Annotated in this window: 16 protein-coding genes; 12 read left to right on the plus strand and 4 right to left on the minus strand. The window is 71.0% G+C overall.

Annotation, left to right across the window (positions count from 1 at the left end):
* Window positions 1-205 precede the first annotated feature (205 nt).
* From ACIQM4_RS24040 to serA, 4 genes are all read left to right on the plus strand, one after another.
* On the plus strand, window positions 206-2056 hold the full coding sequence (locus ACIQM4_RS24040) for an acetolactate synthase large subunit (protein WP_401595174.1): 1851 nt from the start codon (window positions 206-208) through the stop codon (window positions 2054-2056).
* A 27-nt stretch (window positions 2057-2083) separates the two neighbouring features.
* On the plus strand, window positions 2084-2611 hold the full coding sequence (gene ilvN, locus ACIQM4_RS24045) for an acetolactate synthase small subunit (RefSeq protein WP_401595176.1): 528 nt from the start codon (window positions 2084-2086) through the stop codon (window positions 2609-2611).
* 94 nt (window positions 2612-2705) lie between these two features.
* Window positions 2706-3707 carry a ketol-acid reductoisomerase gene (gene ilvC, locus ACIQM4_RS24050; protein WP_401595178.1) on the plus strand — a complete coding sequence of 334 codons (1002 nt, stop codon included), beginning with the start codon at window positions 2706-2708 and terminating at the stop codon, window positions 3705-3707.
* Between the two features lie 241 nt (window positions 3708-3948).
* Window positions 3949-5544, plus strand: a complete 1596-nt coding sequence (gene serA, locus ACIQM4_RS24055) for a phosphoglycerate dehydrogenase (RefSeq protein WP_401595180.1) — start codon at window positions 3949-3951, stop codon at window positions 5542-5544.
* A 107-nt stretch (window positions 5545-5651) separates the two neighbouring features.
* Here serA and ACIQM4_RS24060 read toward each other — a convergent pair whose 3' ends face one another.
* Window positions 5652-6845 carry a PucR family transcriptional regulator gene (locus ACIQM4_RS24060; RefSeq protein WP_401595183.1) on the minus strand — a complete coding sequence of 398 codons (1194 nt, stop codon included), beginning with the start codon at window positions 6843-6845 and terminating at the stop codon, window positions 5652-5654.
* 211 nt (window positions 6846-7056) lie between these two features.
* Here ACIQM4_RS24060 and ACIQM4_RS24065 point away from each other — a divergent pair, with 211 nt between their 5' ends.
* Window positions 7057-7983: a proline dehydrogenase family protein gene (locus ACIQM4_RS24065; RefSeq protein WP_401595186.1), complete on the plus strand. Its 927-nt coding sequence runs from the start codon at window positions 7057-7059 to the stop codon at window positions 7981-7983.
* Between the two features lie 60 nt (window positions 7984-8043).
* Window positions 8044-9675: an L-glutamate gamma-semialdehyde dehydrogenase gene (pruA, locus tag ACIQM4_RS24070; protein WP_401595189.1), complete on the plus strand. Its 1632-nt coding sequence runs from the start codon at window positions 8044-8046 to the stop codon at window positions 9673-9675.
* 84 nt (window positions 9676-9759) lie between these two features.
* On the opposite strand, the gene ACIQM4_RS24075 is transcribed toward pruA, so the two are convergent.
* Together ACIQM4_RS24075 and ACIQM4_RS24080 are read right to left on the minus strand one after the other, a co-directional pair.
* Entirely contained in the window at window positions 9760-10587 is an 828-nt protein-coding gene (locus ACIQM4_RS24075) for a DUF1206 domain-containing protein (RefSeq protein ID WP_401595192.1), read from the minus strand.
* Window positions 10588-10795: 208 nt separating this feature from the next.
* Entirely contained in the window at window positions 10796-11722 is a 927-nt protein-coding gene (locus ACIQM4_RS24080; RefSeq protein WP_401595660.1) for an NADP-dependent oxidoreductase, read from the minus strand.
* A 179-nt stretch (window positions 11723-11901) separates the two neighbouring features.
* Here ACIQM4_RS24080 and ACIQM4_RS24085 point away from each other — a divergent pair, with 179 nt between their 5' ends.
* The 4 genes from ACIQM4_RS24085 (at window position 11902) to ACIQM4_RS24100 (ending at window position 15383) form a co-directional block, all read left to right on the plus strand.
* The gene (locus tag ACIQM4_RS24085) at window positions 11902-12456 is read left to right on the plus strand and encodes a GNAT family N-acetyltransferase (protein ID WP_401595195.1); all 555 of its coding nucleotides are present in this window, start codon (window positions 11902-11904) and stop codon (window positions 12454-12456) included.
* Window positions 12457-12754: 298 nt separating this feature from the next.
* Window positions 12755-12922 (plus strand): hypothetical protein, encoded by a 168-nt coding sequence (locus tag ACIQM4_RS24090; RefSeq protein WP_401595696.1) that lies wholly within the window; start codon window positions 12755-12757, stop codon window positions 12920-12922.
* Window positions 12923-13002: 80 nt separating this feature from the next.
* Complete coding sequence (locus ACIQM4_RS24095) at window positions 13003-14046, plus strand: 3-isopropylmalate dehydrogenase (protein ID WP_401595198.1); 1044 nt, start codon at window positions 13003-13005, stop codon at window positions 14044-14046.
* A 245-nt stretch (window positions 14047-14291) separates the two neighbouring features.
* Window positions 14292-15383, plus strand: a complete 1092-nt coding sequence (locus ACIQM4_RS24100) for a branched-chain amino acid aminotransferase (RefSeq protein ID WP_401595200.1) — start codon at window positions 14292-14294, stop codon at window positions 15381-15383.
* 122 nt (window positions 15384-15505) lie between these two features.
* Here ACIQM4_RS24100 and ACIQM4_RS24105 read toward each other — a convergent pair whose 3' ends face one another.
* On the minus strand, window positions 15506-16318 hold the full coding sequence (locus ACIQM4_RS24105) for an endonuclease/exonuclease/phosphatase family protein (RefSeq protein WP_401595203.1): 813 nt from the start codon (window positions 16316-16318) through the stop codon (window positions 15506-15508).
* A gap of 192 nt (window positions 16319-16510) precedes the next feature.
* Between ACIQM4_RS24105 and ACIQM4_RS24110 the strand changes: the two genes are divergently transcribed.
* Both ACIQM4_RS24110 and cimA read left to right on the plus strand, forming a co-directional pair.
* A complete protein-coding gene (locus ACIQM4_RS24110; RefSeq protein WP_401595206.1) occupies window positions 16511-17740 on the plus strand; it encodes a TolB family protein in 1230 nt (409 codons plus the stop codon).
* A gap of 389 nt (window positions 17741-18129) precedes the next feature.
* Window positions 18130-19746 (plus strand): citramalate synthase, encoded by a 1617-nt coding sequence (cimA, locus tag ACIQM4_RS24115; protein WP_401595209.1) that lies wholly within the window; start codon window positions 18130-18132, stop codon window positions 19744-19746.
* Window positions 19747-19907: the final 161 nt, after the last annotated feature.

Genomic DNA, 19907 nt, shown 5'->3' on the forward strand with positions numbered 1-19907 from the left:
GCCATGCGCACCCGAATTCTCGTACTTGGAAAGCGCGTCGGCTGAAGCACGGTTCATGGCTGAACCGGCTTGTCTCCCCCCGACGCGCTCCCCTCGCTTGCCTCACGGCACGAGGGGTTTTTTGTTGCACCGGCACTTTGCAGAACCCTTGGCTCACCTCACCAGACCCTCAGCTCACACCCTCAGCTTCGAGAAGAGAATGCCGATGACCGAGCAGGCCACCGGGGCCCACCATCCGCAGCCGCGGCCCCGTCAGACCGGACCCCACACCAGCCCGATCGAGCACGTGACGGGCGCGCAGTCGCTCATCCGGGCGCTCGAAGAGGTCGGGGCGGACACGGTGTTCGGCATCCCGGGCGGCACGATCCTGCCGGCGTACGACCCGATGATGGACTCCACCCGGGTCCGGCACGTGCTGGTGCGGCACGAGCAGGGCGCGGGGCACGCGGCCACCGGGTACGCCCAGGCCACCGGCAAGGTCGGGGTCTGCATGGCCACGAGCGGCCCCGGTGCGACGAACCTGGTCACCCCGATCGCGGACGCGATGATGGACTCCGTGCCCATGGTGGCGATCACCGGCCAGGTCGTCTCCAAGGCGATCGGCACCGACGCCTTCCAGGAGGCGGACATCTGCGGCATCACGATGCCGATCACCAAGCACAACTTCCTGGTCACCGACGCGGCCGACATCCCCCGCGCCATCGCCGAGGCCTTCCACATCGCCTCCACCGGCCGGCCGGGCCCCGTCCTCGTCGACATCCCCAAGGACCTGCTCCAGGCGCGGACCACCTTCTCCTGGCCGCCCGTCAACGACCTGCCCGGCTACCGGCCCGTCACCAAGCCGCACGCCAAGCAGATCCGCGAGGCCGCCAAGCTGATCACCGCGGCCAAGCGGCCCGTCCTGTACGTCGGGGGCGGCGTCCTCAAGGCGCGCGCCACCGCCGAGCTGAAGGTCCTCGCAGAGCTCACCGGAGCGCCCGTCACCACCACACTGATGGCGCTCGGCGCATTCCCCGACAGCCACCCGCTGCACGTCGGAATGCCGGGCATGCACGGTGCGGTCACCGCCGTCACCGCGCTCCAGAAGGCAGACCTGATCGTCGCCCTCGGCGCCCGCTTCGACGACCGCGTCACCGGCAAGCTGGACAGCTTCGCGCCCTTCGCGAAGATCGTCCACGCCGACATCGACCCGGCCGAGATCGGCAAGAACCGCGCCGCCGACGTGCCGATCGTCGGGGACGCCCGCGAGGTCATCGCCGACCTGGTGCAGGCCGTCCAGGCCGAGCACACCGAGGGCAACACCGGCGACTACAGCGCCTGGTGGAAGGACCTGAGCCGCTGGCGCGACACCTACCCGCTGGGCTACGACCTGCCGGACGACGGTTCGCTGTCGCCGCAGCAGGTCATCCAGCGCATCGGCGAGCTCGCCCCCGAGAACACCGTCTACGCCGCGGGCGTCGGCCAGCACCAGATGTGGGCCTCGCACTTCATCCAGTACGAGAAGCCCGCGACCTGGCTCAACTCCGGCGGTGCGGGGACGATGGGGTACGCGGTCCCGGCCGCCATGGGCGCCAAGGCCGGCCTGCCGGACAGCACCGTCTGGGCGATCGACGGCGACGGCTGCTTCCAGATGACCAACCAGGAACTCACCACCTGCGCCCTGAACAACATCCCGATCAAGGTCGCCATCATCAACAACGGCGCCCTCGGCATGGTCCGCCAGTGGCAGACGCTGTTCTACAACCAGCGCTACTCCAACACCGTCCTGCACAGCGGCCAGGACTGCGACGGCAACGAGGCCAAGGGCACCCGCGTCCCCGACTTCGTCAAGCTGTCCGAGGCGATGGGCTGCTACGCGATCCGCTGCGAGCGCCCCGAAGACCTGGACAAGGTCATCGAAGAGGCCAACTCGATCAACGACCGCCCGGTCGTCGTCGACTTCATCGTCCACGAGGACGCCATGGTGTGGCCGATGGTCGCCGCCGGCACCTCCAACGACGAGGTCCAGGCCGCCCGGGGCGTCCGACCCGACTTCGGCGACAACGAAGACGACTGAGTGAGCGACAAGAGCAGAGAGAGAATCATGTCCAAGCACACGCTCTCCGTCCTGGTGGAGAACAAGCCCGGCGTCCTCGCCCGCATCACCGCCCTGTTCTCCCGACGCGGCTTCAACATCGACTCGCTCGCCGTCGGGACCACCGAACACCCCGAGATCTCGCGCATCACCATCGTGGTGAACGTGATCGACGCCCTGCCGCTGGAGCAGGTGACGAAGCAGCTCAACAAGCTCGTCAACGTACTGAAGATCGTCGAACTCGAGCCCGCCGCTGCGATCCAGCGTGAGCTCGTCCTGGTGAAGGTCCGCGCCGACAACGAGACGCGCTCCCAGGTCACCGAGATCGTCCAGCTGTTCCGCGCCAAGACCGTGGACGTGTCGCCCGAAGCCGTGACCATCGAGGCCACCGGCGGCGCCGACAAGCTCGAAGCGATGCTCAAGATGCTGGAGCAGTTCGGCATCAAGGAGCTCGTGCAGTCGGGGACGATCGCCATAGGGCGTGGGGCGAGGTCCATCACGGACCGCTCGCTCCGGGCCCTCGACCGCTCGGCGTGAATCCCCGGGCTCTCGGATACCGAGACCCGAAAACTTCCCTCCACCCGCCCGCCGTACGGTGGGTCGCACAACCCGCACACATAGGAGAAACCCAGTGGCCGAGCTGTTCTACGACGCCGACGCCGACCTTTCCGTCATCCAGGGCCGCAAGGTCGCGGTTCTCGGTTACGGCAGCCAGGGCCACGCCCACGCGCTGTCGCTCCGTGACTCGGGCGTCGACGTGCGCGTCGGTCTGCACGAGGGCTCCAAGTCCAAGGCCAAGGCCGAGGAGCAGGGCCTGCGCGTCGTCACCCCGGCGGAGGCTTCCGCCGAGGCGGACGTCATCATGATCCTGGTGCCGGACCCGATCCAGGCCCAGGTCTACGAGGAGTCCGTCAAGGACAACCTCAAGGACGGCGACGCCCTCTTCTTCGGCCACGGCCTGAACATCCGCTTCGGCTTCATCAAGCCGCCGGCCGGTGTCGACGTCGCCATGGTCGCCCCCAAGGGCCCGGGTCACCTGGTGCGCCGTCAGTACGAGGAGGGCCGCGGCGTTCCGTGCATCGCGGCCGTCGAGCAGGACGCCACCGGCAAGGGCTTCGAGCTGGCCCTCTCCTACGCGAAGGCCATCGGCGGCACCCGCGCCGGCGTCATCAAGACGACCTTCACCGAGGAGACCGAGACCGACCTGTTCGGTGAGCAGGCCGTTCTCTGCGGTGGCACGGCCGCCCTGGTCAAGGCCGGTTTCGAGACCCTGACCGAGGCCGGCTACCAGCCGGAGATCGCCTACTTCGAGTGCCTCCACGAGCTGAAGCTCATCGTCGACCTGATGTACGAGGGCGGCCTGGAGAAGATGCGCTGGTCGGTCTCCGAGACCGCCGAGTGGGGCGACTACATCACCGGCCCCCGCATCATCACCGCCGACACCAAGGCCGAGATGAAGAAGGTTCTGGCCGAGATCCAGGACGGCACCTTCGCGAAGCAGTGGATGGACGAGTACCACGGCGGCCTGAAGAAGTACTCCGAGTACAAGAAGGCCGACGAGGACCACCTGCTGGAAACCACGGGCAAGGAGCTCCGCAAGCTCATGAGCTGGGTGAACGACGACGAGGCGTAAGCCTCACGGGGGGAGGGCCGCGGTGTGCGACACCGCGGCCCTCCTGCCTCATGGACACCGTGTCCACCCTCGGACGGGTGATCCTTCCGAACGGGCGGACAACGCACCCGTCCGCAGCACTACACTTTCGAACCACATCCACGCGTCAGGCCCACAGCGTCGTGCGTCTTCCACGCGGTAGCCACCTCCACCGCCTGCGGCCGTCGGGACGGCCGTCCGCAAAGGACCAGTGAGGACTCACGTGAGCACTGCCAAGCCTGTCGTACTCATCGCTGAAGAGCTGTCGCCCGCGACCGTCGACGCCCTGGGGCCGGACTTCGAGATCCGGCACTGCAACGGAGCCGACCGCGCCGAACTCCTGCCCGCCATCGCCGACGTGGACGCGATCCTCGTCCGCTCCGCGACCAAGGTCGACGCGGAGGCCATCGCCACCGCGAAGAAGCTGCGGGTCGTCGCCCGCGCCGGCGTCGGCCTCGACAACGTCGACGTCTCCGCCGCCACCAAGTCCGGCGTGATGGTCGTCAACGCACCGACCTCCAACATCGTCACCGCCGCCGAGCTCGCCTGCGGCCTCATCCTCGCCACGGCCCGCAACATCCCGCAGGCCAACTCCGCGCTGAAGAACGGCGAGTGGAAGCGCTCGAAGTACAGCGGTGTCGAGCTGGCCGAGAAGACCCTCGGCGTCGTCGGCCTCGGCCGCATCGGTGCGCTGGTCGCCCAGCGGATGTCCGCGTTCGGCATGAAGGTCGTCGCCTACGACCCCTACGTGCAGCCCGCGCGCGCCGCCCAGATGGGTGTCAAGGTCCTCACCCTCGACGAGCTGCTCGAGGCCTCCGACTTCATCACCGTGCACCTCCCCAAGACCCCCGAGACGCTGGGTCTGATCGGTGACGAGGCGCTGCACAAGGTCAAGCCGACGGTCCGGATCGTCAACGCGGCCCGTGGCGGCATCGTCGACGAGGCCGCGCTGTACTCGGCGCTCAAGGAGGGCCGGGTGGCCGGCGCCGGCCTCGACGTGTACGCGAAGGAGCCCTGCACGGACTCCCCGCTGTTCGAGCTCGACCAGGTCGTCTGCACCCCGCACCTCGGCGCGTCGACCGACGAGGCCCAGGAGAAGGCCGGTATCGCGGTCGCCAAGTCGGTGCGCCTCGCGCTCGCCGGTGAGCTCGTCCCCGACGCGGTCAACGTCCAGGGCGGCGTCATCGCCGAGGACGTACGCCCCGGCCTGCCGCTCGCCGAGAAGCTCGGCCGGATCTTCACCGCGCTGGCGGGCGAGGTCGCGGCCCGCCTCGATGTCGAGGTGTACGGCGAGATCACGCAGCACGACGTCAAGGTGCTCGAACTCTCCGCGCTGAAGGGCGTGTTCGAGGACGTCGTCGACGAGACCGTGAGCTACGTCAACGCCCCGCTGTTCGCACAGGAGCGTGGTGTCGAGGTCCGCCTCACCACCAGCAGCGAGTCCACCGAGCACCGCAACGTGGTGACGGTGCGCGGCACCCTCACCGGCGGCGAGGAGGTCTCGGTCTCCGGCACGCTGGCCGGCCCGAAGAACATCAAGAAGATCGTGGCCATCGGCGAGTACGACGTGGACCTGGCGCTCGCCGACCACATGGTCGTGCTGCGCTACCAGGACCGCCCGGGTGTCGTCGGCACCGTAGGCCGGGTCCTGGGTGAGGCCGGTCTCAACATCGCGGGGATGCAGGTCGCCCGCGCCGACGCCGGCGGTGAGGCCCTCGCGGTCCTGACCGTCGACGACACCCTCCCGCAGCCCGTCCTGAACGAGCTGGCCGAGGAGATCGGCGCGGCCTCGGCCCGTTCGGTCAACCTGGCCGACTAGTACCCCGCACGCGGGCCCTTCGTACCCCCGCTCCGGACGCACGTACGACACAGGCGTCCGGAGCGGGGGTACGCCGCGTTACGCACCCGCACGCGCACTTACGCCCCTCAGAGCCGTGCCGCCTTCAGGGACATGTGCAGCAGCAGCCGGTCCTCGCCCTCGTGCAGGTCGAGGCCGGTGAGCTGTTCCACCCGGGACAGCCGGTAGTAGAGGGTCTGGCGGTGGATGTTCAGGGCCGTCGCCGTGCGGCCCGCCTGGCCCGCGCAGTCGAGGAACACCTCGGCGGTACGGGCGAGTTCGGCGTGCGCGGGGGTGAGGAGCGGACTCACCGCCGGGTCGACCGGGTGACCCGGCCCGCTGTCCGGGAGCGCGGCGAGCAGCCGGTACGGGCCGATGGCGGACCACTCCGCGACGGGGCCGAGGTGCGGTCTGGCGAGCGCAGCACGCGCGGCCGCGGACGCCTCGCGCCAGGCGGCGGGCAGAGCGGCCGGGCTGCGTGCGGCGGTGCCGATCCCGACGGCCACGACGGACTGGTCCGCCTCCGCCGCCGCTCCCTTGGGCGGCGCCGCCAGCAGCGCCGACGCGGCCGTGCGGGCCGGCCCCAGGTCCGCCCCCGCGGCCAGCCTGACCAGCACCGCCAGCCGCGGCCCCGAGGCGCCGGGCGCGGGCACGAGCGTGAGTGCCAGGGCGGCCGGCACCGTACGCAGCCCCGGCAGGGCCGCCGTCCACGGCGCGGCGCACAGCAGGGCGTAGGGGCCGCCCGCCCCCAGTGGCCCCGACAGGGCGGTGAGCGCGGCCTCCCTGCGGTCCTCGGACTCGGAGGTAAGCAGCGTGAACAGATGGGGGCCGAGGTCGGCGCGCGCGCGTGCCTCGTCGGCGAGCTGGGCGCCGATCCTGGCGCAGACGGCCATCGCCGCGTCAAGGTCCGCGCGGGCGAGCTCCACGTAGGGCGGCGTCGGCGAGGGCGCGTCCCCGGCCAGCAGCCACACGTACCCGAAGACCGTGCCGCGGTGCCGCACCGGCAGACACAGCCGTCCGCGCAGCACCCCGGCCGCCGGGTCCGCCGGAATGCGTACGGGCCCGGTCGCCGTCGCGATGCCGAAACGCTCGAACCAGGCCTTGACCTCGGCGGTCGAGCGCCGGGTCAGGATCGACCGGGTGCGGACCGGGTCCATCGCGCCCGCGTCCTCGCTGTCGTGCGCGCCGAAGGCGATCAGCCGGAAATCCCGGTCCTCAAGGGTGGCGGGCGCTTCGAGGAGCGCGGAGATCTCGTCGACGAGATCCTGGTAATCGGCGTTCACCGCCCCATTCTCGCACCGGCGGACCGCTTTCTCAGACATTTGTATGAGAAGCGTCCCCCGGATGCGTGACAGCTGTCCGTGGTCCAGGCTCGGCGCGATGCCTAGATTTCACCGTGGCCATCCGTGCCGTCCCGGCCCTGCCTGCAAGAAGCCGGTGGACGGCAGCTTCGCCGCTTCTTCAACGTTCGAGCTTCGTCAGTGGAGGTGCCCCGTGCTGGGTCCCGTGATCCTCGCCGCATCGCGCAGCGACCAGATGCGCCGTTTCGTCTCGGCCGCGCCTGGCACCAAACAGGTCGTGAGCCGGTTCATCGCCGGTGAGTCCGTCGACCAGGTCGTACCGATCGTCGTGGACGCCGCGGCCAAGGGCCTGGAGGTCACGCTCGACGTCGTCGGTGAGGACATCACCACCGCCGAGCAGTCCCACGCCGCCCGTGACGCGTACCTCGACCTGATCGCGCACCTCAAGGACCTGGACCTCGGCACCAAGGCCGAGATGTCCGTCAAGCTGTCGATGTTCGGCCAGGCGCTGCCGGGCGGCCACGAGCTGGCCCTCGCGAACGTGCGCCCCGTCGTCGAGGCGGCGGCCGCCATCGGCACCACGGTCACCCTGGACGCCGAGGACCACACCACCCTGGACTCGATGTTCGCCATCCACGAGGAGCTGCGGAAGGACTTCCCGCAGACCGGCTGCGTCATCCAGGCGTACCTCTTCCGCACCGAGGCCGACGCCCGCCGGCTGGCCGCCGCCGGCAGCCGCGTGCGCATCGTGAAGGGTGCCTACAAGGAGCCCGCCTCGGTCGCGTACCAGGACAAGGCCGAGATCGACAAGGCGTACGTCCGGATCACGAAGATCCTCATGGAGGGCGACGGCTACCCGATGATCGGGTCGCACGACCCCCGGCTCGTGGCCATCGCGCAGGAGCTCGGCCGCCGCGCCGGGCGCAAGCTGGACGAGTACGAGTTCCAGATGCTGTACGGCATCCGCAGCGAGGAGCACGTCCGGCTCGCCGCCGAGGGCCACCGGATGCGCGTCTACACCGCGTACGGCACCGACTGGTACGGCTACTTCATGCGCCGCCTCGCCGAGAAGCCCGCCAACCTGCTCTTCTTCGGCCGCTCGATCATCACCAAGAACTGACGCGCGCCCCGCAACCTCGCGACACCCCGCAGCCCCCTGACGCAAGGAGCAATGGAACACATGGACGCAGTGACCCAGGTCCCCGCCCCGGTCAACGAGCCGGTGCACTCCTACGCCCCCGGTTCGCCGGAGCGCGCCCGCCTGGAGGCCAAGCTCAAGGAGCTGGCCGAGAACCCCATCGACCTCCCGATGACCATCAACGGTGAGAAGCGGATGGGCGGCGGCGAGCGCTTCGACGTCGTGCAGCCGCACAACCACAAGGCCGTCATCGGCACCGGTGCCCAGGCCACCAAGCAGGACGCCCAGGACGCCGTCGACGCCGCGCTCGCCGCAGCTCCGGCCTGGCGCGCGATGGCCTTCGACGACCGCGCCGCGATCATCCTGCGCGCCGCCGAGCTGCTGTCCGGCCCGTGGCGCGAGACCCTCGCGGCCTCCACCATGCTCGGCCAGTCGAAGACCGCCCAGCAGGCCGAGATCGACACCCCGTGCGAGCTCGTCGACTTCTGGCGCTTCAACGTCAAGTACGCCCGCGACCTGCTCGCCGAGCAGCCTCCGGCGAACTCGGCCGGTGTCTGGAACCGCCTGGACCACCGCCCGCTCGAAGGCTTCGTGTACGCGATCACGCCGTTCAACTTCACGGCCATCGCGGGCAACCTGCCGACCGCCCCGGCCCTGATGGGCAACGTGGTCGTCTGGAAGCCGTCCCCGACCCAGACCCACGCCGCCGTGCTGCTCATGCAGCTCCTCGAAGAGGCCGGTCTGCCCAAGGGCGTCATCAACCTCGTCACCGGCGACGGCATCGCGGTCTCCGAGGTCGCACTGACCCACCGCGACCTGGCCGGCATCCACTTCACCGGCTCCACGCCGACCTTCCAGCACCTGTGGAGGACGGTCGGCGAGAACATCGCCAACTACCGCACCTACCCCCGCCTCGTCGGCGAGACCGGCGGCAAGGACTTCGTCGTCGCGCACCCGAGCGCCGACCGCGCCATCCTCAAGACGGCGCTGACCCGGGGCTCCTTCGAGTTCCAGGGCCAGAAGTGCTCGGCCTCCTCGCGCGCCTACGTCCCGGCCTCCATCTGGAACGACGGCTTCAAGGAGGAGTTCGCGGCCGAGGTCGACTCCATCACCATGGGCGACGTCACCGACCTCGACAACTTCATGGGCGCCGTCATCGACGCCCGCTCGTTCGCCAAGAACAAGGCCGCGATCGACCGCGCCGCGTCGGACCCCACCTGCACGATCGTCGCGGGCGGCACCTACGACGACTCCGAGGGCTACTTCGTCCGCCCCACGGTCATCGCCTGCACGGACCCGGCCAACGAGGTCTTCACGACCGAGTACTTCGGTCCGATCCTCGCCGTCCACGTCTACGAGGACGCGGAGTACGACGCGATGCTGGAGCAGATGGAGTCGGTCTCCGACTACGCGCTGACCGGCTCGGTCATCGCGGGCGACCGCGCCGCCGCCGCGCACACGATGGACAAGCTCCGCTACGCAGCGGGCAACTTCTACATCAACGACAAGTCGACGGGCGCCGTCGTCGGCCAGCAGCCGTTCGGCGGAGGCCGCGCCTCCGGCACGAACGACAAGGCCGGCGCGCCCCAGAACCTCCAGCGCTGGACCCTGACCCGCGCCATCAAGGAAACCCTGGTCCCGCCGACCGACTACCGCTACCCGCACCAGGGCTGAGCACCAGCCCTGGGGTAGCCCCCTGAGCCCCGCCCCCGTCCGACCCCACATCGGACGGGGGCGGTGTTGTGTCCGGGGCGGAACCTACAGCTTGCGCCACCGTGCCATCGCGAAGGAGAAGACGCCGAACAGCATCAGCCCGATCGCCAGCACCACCAGCAGCCAGGGTCCCGCCGGGGTCTCCCGGAACGAGCGGATGGTGTCGTCCATGCCCTTTGCCTTGTTCGGGTCGAACGTCACCGCCGCCTGCACCGCGAACCCGCCCGCCACGGCGAACACCAGGCCACGGGCCGCGCCGCCGCCGACGCCCGTGACGTCGACCAGCTGACGGGTCCGGCGGGACATCTCGCCCATCTTCATTTCCTTGTGGTACTTGCGCCGGATCGCCTGGACGGCGATCCACAGCCCGGCGCCCACGACCACCAGGGCGACCAGGCCGACCAGCCACTGGCCGGCGGGCAGCCCCATCGCCTTCGCCGTGACGTCCTGGGACTCCTTGTCGCTGGCGCCGCCGCCGCTGCTCTTGCTGCCGACCGCGAAGGCCAGCACCGAGTAGGAGACGAAGCCGTAGAAGACGAACAGACCGCCGGCCAGCAGCCGTTTGCGGGGCTTGTCACCGTCGGGGCCCACCGAGCCGAACAGTGCCTCCGTCAGCTGCCACAGGGCCATCGCCGCCAGGCCGATGCCCAGTGCCCACAGCAGGACCTTCCCGAAGGGCTTCTCGGCTATCTCCGCCAGCGCCCCGCCCTGGTCCGCGGACTTGCCGCCGCCGCCCAGGGCTATCTGCAACGCCAGCACCCCGATCAGGAGGTGGATGACTCCGCGCGCGGTGAATCCCGCGCGGGCGGCGTGCTTCATCGTGTCGCTGCGGGCTGCCCGCCTCGCCGTTCCGGTCGCACTTGTGGCGTTCATACGGGTTCGCCTCCAGCTTCTTCTCGTCCGCAGCCGTGTGCCCCGGCCGGAGGTACGGAAACGAACGGGGGAGTGCCCGAACAGGCCGCGGCCAGGGTCCACGCGGCCGGCGCCACCCCCGAACTCTGGTGGCCCGCCCGGCATCACCCCGCCCGCCCCGCGCCACCGCGCCCCGCGCCACCGCGCCCCGCGCCACCGCGCCCCGCGCTCACGCCGTCATGTCCAGGGCGACCTTTCCGCGCGTCCGCCGGGTGGCGACCCGCTCCATCGCCTCCTTCGCCTGTTCGAACGGCAGCACCGAATCGACGTGCACCCGAACCCTGCCGTCCGCCAACAGGGCCGCTATCTCGCCGAGTTGCTCCCCGGACGGCGCGACCTGGAGCGGAGCGAAACGCACCCCCGCCACCTTTGCCGCCGTCTTGCCGAAGCCCGTGTCCCAGACGATCGCCGTGACCAGCAGCCCGCCGGGGACCAGGGTGGCCAGGGTGCGCGGGCCGTACTCGCCGCCGACCAGGTCCAGTGCGACGTCCACGTCCCGGGCGACCGCCACGAAGTCGTCCGTCGTGTAGTCGATCGGCTCGTCCACGCCCAGTGCGCGCAGGAAGTCGTGCCCGGCCGCCCGCGCCGTGCCGTACACGAACGCCCCCCGCTCCTTCGCGATCTGCACGGCGAGGTGCCCGACCCCGCCGGCCGCCGCGTGCACCAGCACCTTGTGGCCCGGCCCGACCCTGCCGAGCAGTACGAGCGCCTGCCAGGCGGTGAGGGTGGCGGCGGGGGCCGCCGCGGCCTCGACGTGGGAGAGCCCGGCGGGTTTCGGCGCGAAGGCGTCGGCCGGCGCGGTCAGGTACTCGGCGTAGGCCCCGCCGGCGGACATGCCGAAGACCTCGTCGCCGGCCCGGAACCGGGTGACCCCGTCGCCGACCGCCTCGACGGTTCCCGACGAGTCCCAGCCGGGGACGTACGGCGGCTCGCCCGGCTGCAGGGCGAGGCCCCGCCGGGTCAGCGCGTCGACCGGGTTGACGCCCGCCGCGTGCACCCGCAGCAGGATCTCGCCCTCGCCGGGCTCCGGGCGCCGCGCCTCGGCCAGTTGCAGGACCTCGGGCCCGCCGAAGGTGTGGTGGGCCCAGCGCCGCATCAGGGGGGCGGCGCTCCCCGACGAGGAGGCCGGTGTGCCTTCCGGGGCGTTACGGGGTGAAGTCATGCGGCCGAGTCTGCGTGCTGCACGGGGCAGTTGAGAAGACGGCGGCGGACGGCCCGCGTACGCGCCGCGCCGATCGGGTGCCAGTCACGGCCGGGCCTGGAAGAGTGCCGGCCATGACCGAGTACGGGATGACGACGCTGCACACCGTCCACACCGCCCACCTCACCCCCGCCGAGCTCGGCGCCCTCCGTGGCCTCCTCGACACCGCCTTCGACGGCGGCTTCGCCGACGAGGACTGGGACCACTCGCTGGGCGGAATGCACGCGCTGATCAGTGAGGAGGGGGAGCTGATCGCCCACGGCAGCCTCATTCAGCGCCGGGTGCTGCACCGGGGCCACTCGCTGCGGGTCGGCTACGTGGAGGCCGTGGCGGTACGCCCCGACCGCAGGCGGCGCGGTCTGGGCGGCCGGATCATGGCCGCCCTGGAGGAAATCGTCGACGGGGCGTACCTCTTCGGGGCGCTGTCGGCCTCGGCGTCCGGGGCGGCGCTCTACGCGGGGCGCGGGTGGCAGGTGTGGCCCGGGGGACTGGCGGCGCTCGGCCCCGAGGGTGTCGTACCGCTGCCCGACGAGGAGGGGTCGACGTACGTCCGGCCCGCGGCGGGCCGCAACCTGCCCGACCCGCAGAGCGCCCTCTACTTCGACTGGCGGAACGGGGATGTGCTGTGACCGCCCCGGCGTGCTCACCGTGCCCGGTCAAGGGGAGGTCCGGCGGGGGACGGCCATGATCGCGTCTCAGATAGTAGGAAGTCCGAGTAATTGTGGAGACAGTCGGCCGGACCTGTCCTAGCTTTGTAGGAGCCGAACGTCTCGCTCCATCAGCGAATGGCGGCCGCGGGCCGGTGCCCCGAAGCAGGTAACCCCTGCCGCACCCGCTCCCCGCCTCCTTCCGGCGCCTCACAGATGCAGCAATGTCCCGCGCACCTCCTCGTGCGTACCCCCCATGCCTCTGAAGGAGTCGATTTCCATGCCCGAGACGAAGACGACGACGCACCACGCCGCACTGCGCCCGACGACCGCCCGCCGGGTGCGCCACTCCTCCCGTTCCACCGAGGCCGCCGACCGCGAGCAGGCCGCCGCGGCGCTCCAGCGCGCCCTGGACCGCCGCGACAACGGTGGCGAGACCGGTCACTGAGCGACCGCCGGACGGGCATGTCACGTCCATATGCTGGACGTGACGTGTCATTCCCTGGGACGCGGAGTAGGGTCCCGGACATGTCTCGCAGCATCAATCTCGCAGTGATCCCCGGTGACGGCATCGGCCAGGAGGTCGTCGCCCAGGGCCTGAAGGTCCTCAACTCCGTCCTCGCGCAGGACGTGAAGCTGGAGACCAAGGAGTACGACCTCGGCGCCCAGCGCTGGCACCGCACCGGAGAGACCCTCCCGGACGCGGAGCTGGACGCGCTCAAGCAGCACGACGCGATCCTGCTCGGCGCGATCGGCGACCCGTCGGTACCCTCCGGAGTGCTGGAGCGGGGCCTGCTCCTCAAGCTGCGCTTCGCCTTCGACCACTTCATCAACCTCCGCCCGTCGAAGCTGTTCCCGAACACCTCGACCCCGCTGGCCGGCCGCCCGGAGATCGACTTCGTCGTCGTACGCGAAGGCACCGAGGGACCGTACACCGGCAACGGCGGCAGCCTGCGCACCGGTACGCCCGCCGAGGTGGCCACCGAGGTCAGCCTCAACACGGCGTACGGCGTGGAGCGTGTGGTCCGTGACGCCTTCGAGCGCGCGGCGGCCCGCCCCCGCAAGAAGCTCACCCTCGTCCACAAGAACAACGTGCTCGTCTACGCCGGTCACCTGTGGAAGAACACCTTCGACAGGGTTGCCGCCGAGTACCCGTCCGTCACCACGGACTACCTGCACGTCGACGCCGCGACGATCTTCTTCGTCACGCAGCCCGAGCGCTTCGACGTCATCGTCACCGACAACCTCTTCGGCGACATCCTGACCGACCTGGCCGCCGCCGTCTCCGGCGGAATCGGCCTCGCAGCCTCCGGCAACATCAACCCGACGGGTGCGTACCCGTCGATGTTCGAGCCGGTGCACGGCTCGGCGCCCGACATCGCGGGCCAGGGCAAGGCGGACCCGACGGCGACCATCCTCTCCGTCGCGCTCCTCCTGCGTCACCTCGGCCACGAGGCCGAGGCCGCCCGTATCGAGGACGCGGTCTGCGCCGACCTCGCCGAGCGCTCCGCCGACGTCGTCCGTACGACGGAAGAGATCGGCGACGCGCTCGCGGTACGAGTAGCGGGCTGACCCGACGACTCTCCTCTCCACGACAGCCGCCGGGTATCACCACCCGGCGGCTGTCGCGTTTCCGGCCCCGGGTGCGACCATCGACCCCTGGGCCGCGCGCACCGCGAGCACGCCGTTTCATCCCCGCCTCCCCACGAGCGATAATCGAACGTAGGGTCGCGCTACGAGAGGAAGCTCGGACGTCCTACTACGGTGGGGGCGTGAGCTGCGGCCCTCCCCAGACGACCGGTGAAGGACACGTACTCATGACGACGCTCACGACGATCGAGCTCAAGCCCTCAGCCACCCCGCTGGCCTCGGCGGAGCGCGAGGCGATCCTCGCCAACCCCGGGTTCGGCCGCCACTTCACCGACCACATGGTGACGATCCGCTGGACCGAGGGCCGCGGCTGGCACGACGGACAACTGGTGCCGTACGCCCCGCTGTCCATCGACCCGGCCAACATGACCCTGCACTACGCGCAGGAGATCTTCGAAGGCCTGAAGGCGTACCGCCGCCCGGACGGCTCGGTCGCCACCTTCCGCCCCGAGGCCAACGCCAAGCGCTTCCAGGCCTCCGCGCACCGGCTGGCGATGCCGGAGCTCCCGGTCGAGACCTTCATCGCCGCGTGCGACGCCCTGGTCAAGCAGGACGAGGCCTGGGTCCCGCAGCACGGCGGCGAGGAATCCCTCTACCTGCGCCCCTTCATGATCGCCAACGAGGTGGGGCTGGGGGTCAGGCCGGCGAACGAGTACCTCTTCCTGGTCATCGCCTCGCCCGCGGGCGCCTACTTCCCCGGCGGCGTGCAGCCGGTCTCGGTCTGGCTCTCGGAGAACTACGTCCGCGCCGTGCCCGGCGGCATGGGTTACGCCAAGACCGGCGGCAACTACGCCGCCTCCCTGCTCGCCCAGGCCGAGGCCGCCGAGAAGGGCTGCGACCAGGTCGTCTGGCTGGACGCGATCGACCACAAGTGGGTCGAGGAGATGGGCGGCATGAACCTGTACTTCGTGTACGGGGACAAGATCGTCACGCCGGAGCTGACCGGCTCGCTGCTGGCGGGCGTCACCCGGGACACCTTGCTGAAGCTGGCGGGCGACCTGGGCCACACCTCTGAGGAGGGCCGGATCTCCACCGAGCAGTGGCGGGCCGACGCGGAGTCCGGCGCGCTGACCGAGGTCTTCGCATGCGGCACGGCGGCGGTCATCACCCCCGTCGGCCATGTGAAGTCGGCCTCCGCGCAGTGGACCACGGCTGACGGCCGGCCGGGCGAGGTCACCATGAAGCTGCGCAAGGCGCTCCTGGAGATCCAGACGGGCAAGGCGGCCGACGTGCACGGCTGGATGCACGAGCTGGCGTAACGTCGCGCCCCCGGGGATGGGGCCGCTCACCGCCCCGTCCCCGGGCTGCCACCGCCCCATCCCCGGGCTGCCACCGCCCCGCCCCCCGGGCCGCTCACCGCGCCCCACGTCCCGCAGGCCGCTCACCGCACCAGGTCGGCCCGTACGCCCGCGTGGTCCGACGGCCATACGCCGTCCACCGTGGTGTGGCCGAACCGCGCCACGTCGCGCACGGTGCCCTCTCCCGCGGGGCCGGGTCGGCCCAGGTGGATGTAGTCGACACGGGTGCTCGGGCCGGGCGTGTGATGCCCGTTGGACGCGTCCCAGGTCGCCGATGGGGCGGCCGGATCGGCGTACTCCCAGGCGTCGATGAAGCACTGCCCGCGCACCGGCGGCGCCGTGCGGTAGCCGCCCAGCAGCCGGACCTCGTCCGAATCGGGCCAGGCGTTGAGGTCACCGGCGATGACGGGCGGAAACGGCCCCGGCCCGGCCTTCTCCGCCACGAACCGGGCCAGGGTCCTGACCTGTTCGCACCGCACCGCCGAGTCGTAGGGCGGTGAGTTGAGGTGCGTGGTGAAGACGGGGACGGGCCCGTCGGGGGAGTCCAGGCGGGCGTACAGCGCCACCCGCCCGTCGTCCCTGCCGCCGTCGGCGGGCAGTCGTACGACCGCCTCCTCGCCGACCGGCCAGCGGCTGAGGACGGCGACACCGATGTCCGAGGTGTCGCCGTCGGTGCGCCGCTGCCAGTACTCGGGGTGCCCGAAGCGGGCGAACGTCCAGTGCTCCAGGCCCAGTTCGGCGGCGAGCCAGCCGGCCAGGTTCTCCTCGTCGTGGGCCCAGACCTCCTGCAGGGCGATCACGTCCGCCCGCTGTTCGCGCAGCACGGCCAGGATCGCCCGCCGCCGGGCGTCCCACGGGCCGAACCGCCACCACAGGTTCCACGTCAGTACTCGCATGGGGTGAACGTACCGCCCGGCTTTCCGCCGCCGCCCCGCGCGCGGGGTCCCACACGCGCGAAGCCAGGCTTTCCGCCGCCGCTTTGAACGGCCGGTCCGCCGTGCGAACCGAGTACGGGAAGTTTACGTCTTTCCTTGCGGCGGGACCGCACAGTCGGCCGCCAAGAGCCGTACCAACAGGGGGAGTTCCGCATGCACGTCGTCACACGCACCGCACTGGGCGCGGCTCTCGTCGCCGCGCTCACCGCGGCGACCCTGCCGTCGGCGGGTGCCGCGCCCGCCGCGCCCCGTACCGAGAAGATCAGCACCGCCCCGGCCGGCGGGCAGGCCGACGACTCGTCGTCGGGTCCGCAGCTCAGCGGCGACGGCAAGGTCGTCGCATTCAGCTCGTACGCGTCGAACCTCGTCGCGGGGGACACCCCGGGCACCGCGGACGTCTTCGTCCGCAGCGCGGGCGGCGCCGGGCTGCGACGGATCACCGTCGAGGGGGCCGAGACCTCCAGCCCGCAGCTCAGCAGGTCCGGCCGCCACCTCACGTTCACCGCCGCCATCCAGGACCCGTACGGCTACCGCGTGCACGTCCGGGACCTGGCCACCGGGCGTACCGAGCGGATCGCGCCCGCCCTGGACGCCGGTTACGCGGTGACGGGCGGCGCGGCCCCGATCAGTGCCGACGGCCGGTACGTCGCCGTCAACGCCACGCCCACCGCCGCCACCCCGCCGTCCGACGACGACGGCTCCCGCGTCTACCTCTACGACCGGACGACGAAGAAGGCGGTGCGGGTCAGCCGGACCCCGGACGACGCCGACGGCGCCCGTGGCTGCGTCGCCGGCTCCATCAGCGCGGACGGCAGGAAGGTCGCCTACCAGGACTCGTACACCAACGGGCCCCGCGGCGACGACTGGGGCGACATCTTCGTGTACGACCGCACCACCGGGAAGACCGTGCACGCGGACGCCACGTACGACGGCGCCGAGGCCGACCGCGCGTCCACCACCCCGGTGCTGAGCGCCGACGGCTCGACCGTCGCCTTCCAGTCGTACGCCACCAACCTGGTGCCCGGCACCGACCCCAACCGGGGCTGGAACCCCTTCGTCCGCGATCTGCGCACCGGTGCGCTGACCCGGGTCGACGGCCGCAAGCCCGCCGACATCGCGGGGCTCCACGGGCTGTCCGCCGACGGTTCCAAGGTGCTCTACTCGACCTTCGGCGAGGCCTCGCAAGGGCTGTGGCTGCGCGATCTGCGCACCGGGGGAGACGTGCTCGCCTCCCCGGCCCAGGACGGCAGTGCCCAGGACATGTCCGGGGGCGCCCTCAGCGCGGACGCCTCCACCGCCGCGTTCGCCGGGGGTGACGAAGGCAACTTCGTGCCCGCGGACACCAACGGCCACCGGGACGTGTTCGTACGCCACCTGAGGTGAGCCACCCGCTGAGGTCGTCCGCGACCCGCTGCGGACGTCCGCGGCGGTGCGCGAGAAGCGCGTCCCTCGCGGTGCGGCCCGCATCCTGAGACGCGTGTGAGACACGGGGGCGGCCTTGTGCCAGACTGCCCCCGTGTCCTCGTTCGCCATGATTATCGGCAGCAGGCGCGCCGGTCCGCAGTGACCGTCCCGTTCGCCCACCCTTGGCGACGGCACGGCCCTCAGCTCCAGACCCGCGCGCAGACCTCTCGCACCCGCGAGAGGTTTTTTCGTTTTATCGGCCACACCCCGGCCGCAGGAACGAGGCGCACGCGAAGATGGAGGCAAGTGGAGCAAGCCATTCCGCAGCCTGGGCCGTCCGCCCAGGACCCGACAGGAGTTCAGACAGCATGACGACCGCAGAAAGCCTTGAGAGCAGCTTCCACGTCTTCGACACCACGCTGCGCGACGGCGCGCAGCGCGAGGGGATCAACCTCACGGTGGCGGACAAGCTGGCCATCGCCCGTCATCTGGACGACTTCGGGGTGGGCTTCATCGAGGGCGGCTGGCCGGGCGCCAACCCCCGGGACACCGAGTTCTTCGCCCGCGCGCAGCAGGAGATCACCTTCCGCAACGCGGAGCTGGTCGCCTTCGGTGCCACCCGCCGCCCGGGTGCCAAGGCGTCCGAGGACCCGCAGGTCAACGCGCTGCTCGCGTCCGGGGCGCCGGTGATCACCCTGGTCGCCAAGTCGCACGACCGGCATGTCGAGCTGGCACTGCGCACCACACTCGACGAGAACGTCGCGATGGTCCGCGACACCGTCTCCTACCTGCGCGAGCAGGGCCGGCGGGTGTTCGTCGACTGCGAGCACTTCTTCGACGGTTACCGGGCGAACCCCGAGTACGCCAAGGCCGTCGTGCGGGCCGCCGCCGAGTCGGGCGCCGAGGTCGTCATCCTCTGCGACACCAACGGCGGGATGCTGCCCGCCCAGATCCAGGCGGTCGTCGCCACCGTCCTCGCCGACACCGGCGCCCGGCTCGGCATCCACGCCCAGGACGACACCGGCTGCGCCGTCGCCAACACCCTCGCCGCCGTCGACGCGGGCGCCACCCACGTCCAGTGCACCGCCAACGGCTACGGCGAGCGCGTCGGCAACGCCAACCTCTTCCCCGTCGTCGCCGCCCTGGAACTCAAGTACGGCAAGCGGGTGCTGCCCGAGGGCTCGCTGCGCGAGATGACCCGCATCTCGCACGCCATCGCCGAGGTCGTCAACCTCACCCCCTCGACCCACCAGCCGTACGTCGGTGTCTCCGCCTTCGCGCACAAGGCCGGACTGCACGCCTCCGCCATCAAGGTCGACCCCGACCTCTACCAGCACATCGACCCCGACTTGGTCGGCAACCGCATCCGGATGCTCGTCTCCGACATGGCGGGCCGTGCCTCCATCGAGCTCAAGGGCAAGGAGCTCGGCGTCGACCTCGGCGACGACCGCGAGCTGGTGGGCCGGGTCGTCACCCGGGTCAAGGAGCGCGAGCTCAAGGGCTACACCTACGAGGCCGCCGACGCCTCCTTCGAACTGCTGCTGCGCGAGGAGGCGGAGGGCAGGGCCCGGCGCTACTTCCGCGTCGAGTCCTGGCGGGCCATCGTCGAGGACCGTCCGGACGGCACCCACGCCAACGAGGCCACCGTGAAGCTGTGGGCCAAGGGCGAGCGGATCGTCGCCACCGCGGAGGGCAACGGCCCGGTCAACGCCCTGGACCGGGCGCTGCGCGTCGGCCTGGAGCGCATCTACCCGCAGCTCGCCAAGCTGGAGCTGGTCGATTACAAGGTCCGCATCCTGGAGGGCACGCACGGCACCGAGTCCACCACCCGGGTGCTGATCACCACGGGCGACGGCAGCGGCGAGGGCGGCGGCGACTGGTCGACGGTCGGTGTCGCGGAGAACGTCATCGCCGCCTCGTGGCAGGCACTGGAGGACGCGTACACCTACGGGCTGCTGCGCGCGGGCGTCGAGCCGACCGAGTAACCGGCGGCGCGGCGCCTCCGGACCCACCGGTCACGGGCGGCGCGGCGTCCCTGTCCCCGCGGGCCCCGCGATACGTTCAACATGCAACGAGTAAGCGCTCGTTCACTGTGGGTCAAGAGGGGGGAACCCGTCAGGTCTGCGGCCGAACAAGCCAACTCGGG

This window comes from Streptomyces sp. NPDC091272 (genome assembly GCF_044757485.1).
GTDB lineage: Bacteria > Actinomycetota > Actinomycetes > Streptomycetales > Streptomycetaceae > Streptomyces.

What these genes read in the sequence shown, in the direction of transcription:
- ACIQM4_RS24100 (WP_401595200.1), top strand. Translation starts at nt 14,292, where the DNA reads ATGACGACGCTCACGACGATCGAGCTCAAGCCCTCAGCCACCCCGCTG.
- ACIQM4_RS24095 (WP_401595198.1), top strand. Translation starts at nt 13,003, where the DNA reads ATGTCTCGCAGCATCAATCTCGCAGTGATCCCCGGTGACGGCATCGGC.
- ACIQM4_RS24110 (WP_401595206.1), top strand. Translation starts at nt 16,511, where the DNA reads ATGCACGTCGTCACACGCACCGCACTGGGCGCGGCTCTCGTCGCCGCG.
- ACIQM4_RS24085 (WP_401595195.1), top strand. Translation starts at nt 11,902, where the DNA reads ATGACCGAGTACGGGATGACGACGCTGCACACCGTCCACACCGCCCAC.
- ACIQM4_RS24075 (WP_401595192.1), bottom strand. Translation starts at nt 10,587, where the DNA reads ATGAACGCCACAAGTGCGACCGGAACGGCGAGGCGGGCAGCCCGCAGC.
- ACIQM4_RS24040 (WP_401595174.1), top strand. Translation starts at nt 206, where the DNA reads ATGACCGAGCAGGCCACCGGGGCCCACCATCCGCAGCCGCGGCCCCGT.
- ACIQM4_RS24105 (WP_401595203.1), bottom strand. Translation starts at nt 16,318, where the DNA reads ATGCGAGTACTGACGTGGAACCTGTGGTGGCGGTTCGGCCCGTGGGAC.
- pruA (WP_401595189.1), top strand. Translation starts at nt 8,044, where the DNA reads ATGGACGCAGTGACCCAGGTCCCCGCCCCGGTCAACGAGCCGGTGCAC.
- ilvN (WP_401595176.1), top strand. Translation starts at nt 2,084, where the DNA reads ATGTCCAAGCACACGCTCTCCGTCCTGGTGGAGAACAAGCCCGGCGTC.
- ACIQM4_RS24090 (WP_401595696.1), top strand. Translation starts at nt 12,755, where the DNA reads ATGCCCGAGACGAAGACGACGACGCACCACGCCGCACTGCGCCCGACG.
- ACIQM4_RS24080 (WP_401595660.1), bottom strand. Translation starts at nt 11,722, where the DNA reads ATGCGGCGCTGGGCCCACCACACCTTCGGCGGGCCCGAGGTCCTGCAA.
- cimA (WP_401595209.1), top strand. Translation starts at nt 18,130, where the DNA reads ATGACGACCGCAGAAAGCCTTGAGAGCAGCTTCCACGTCTTCGACACC.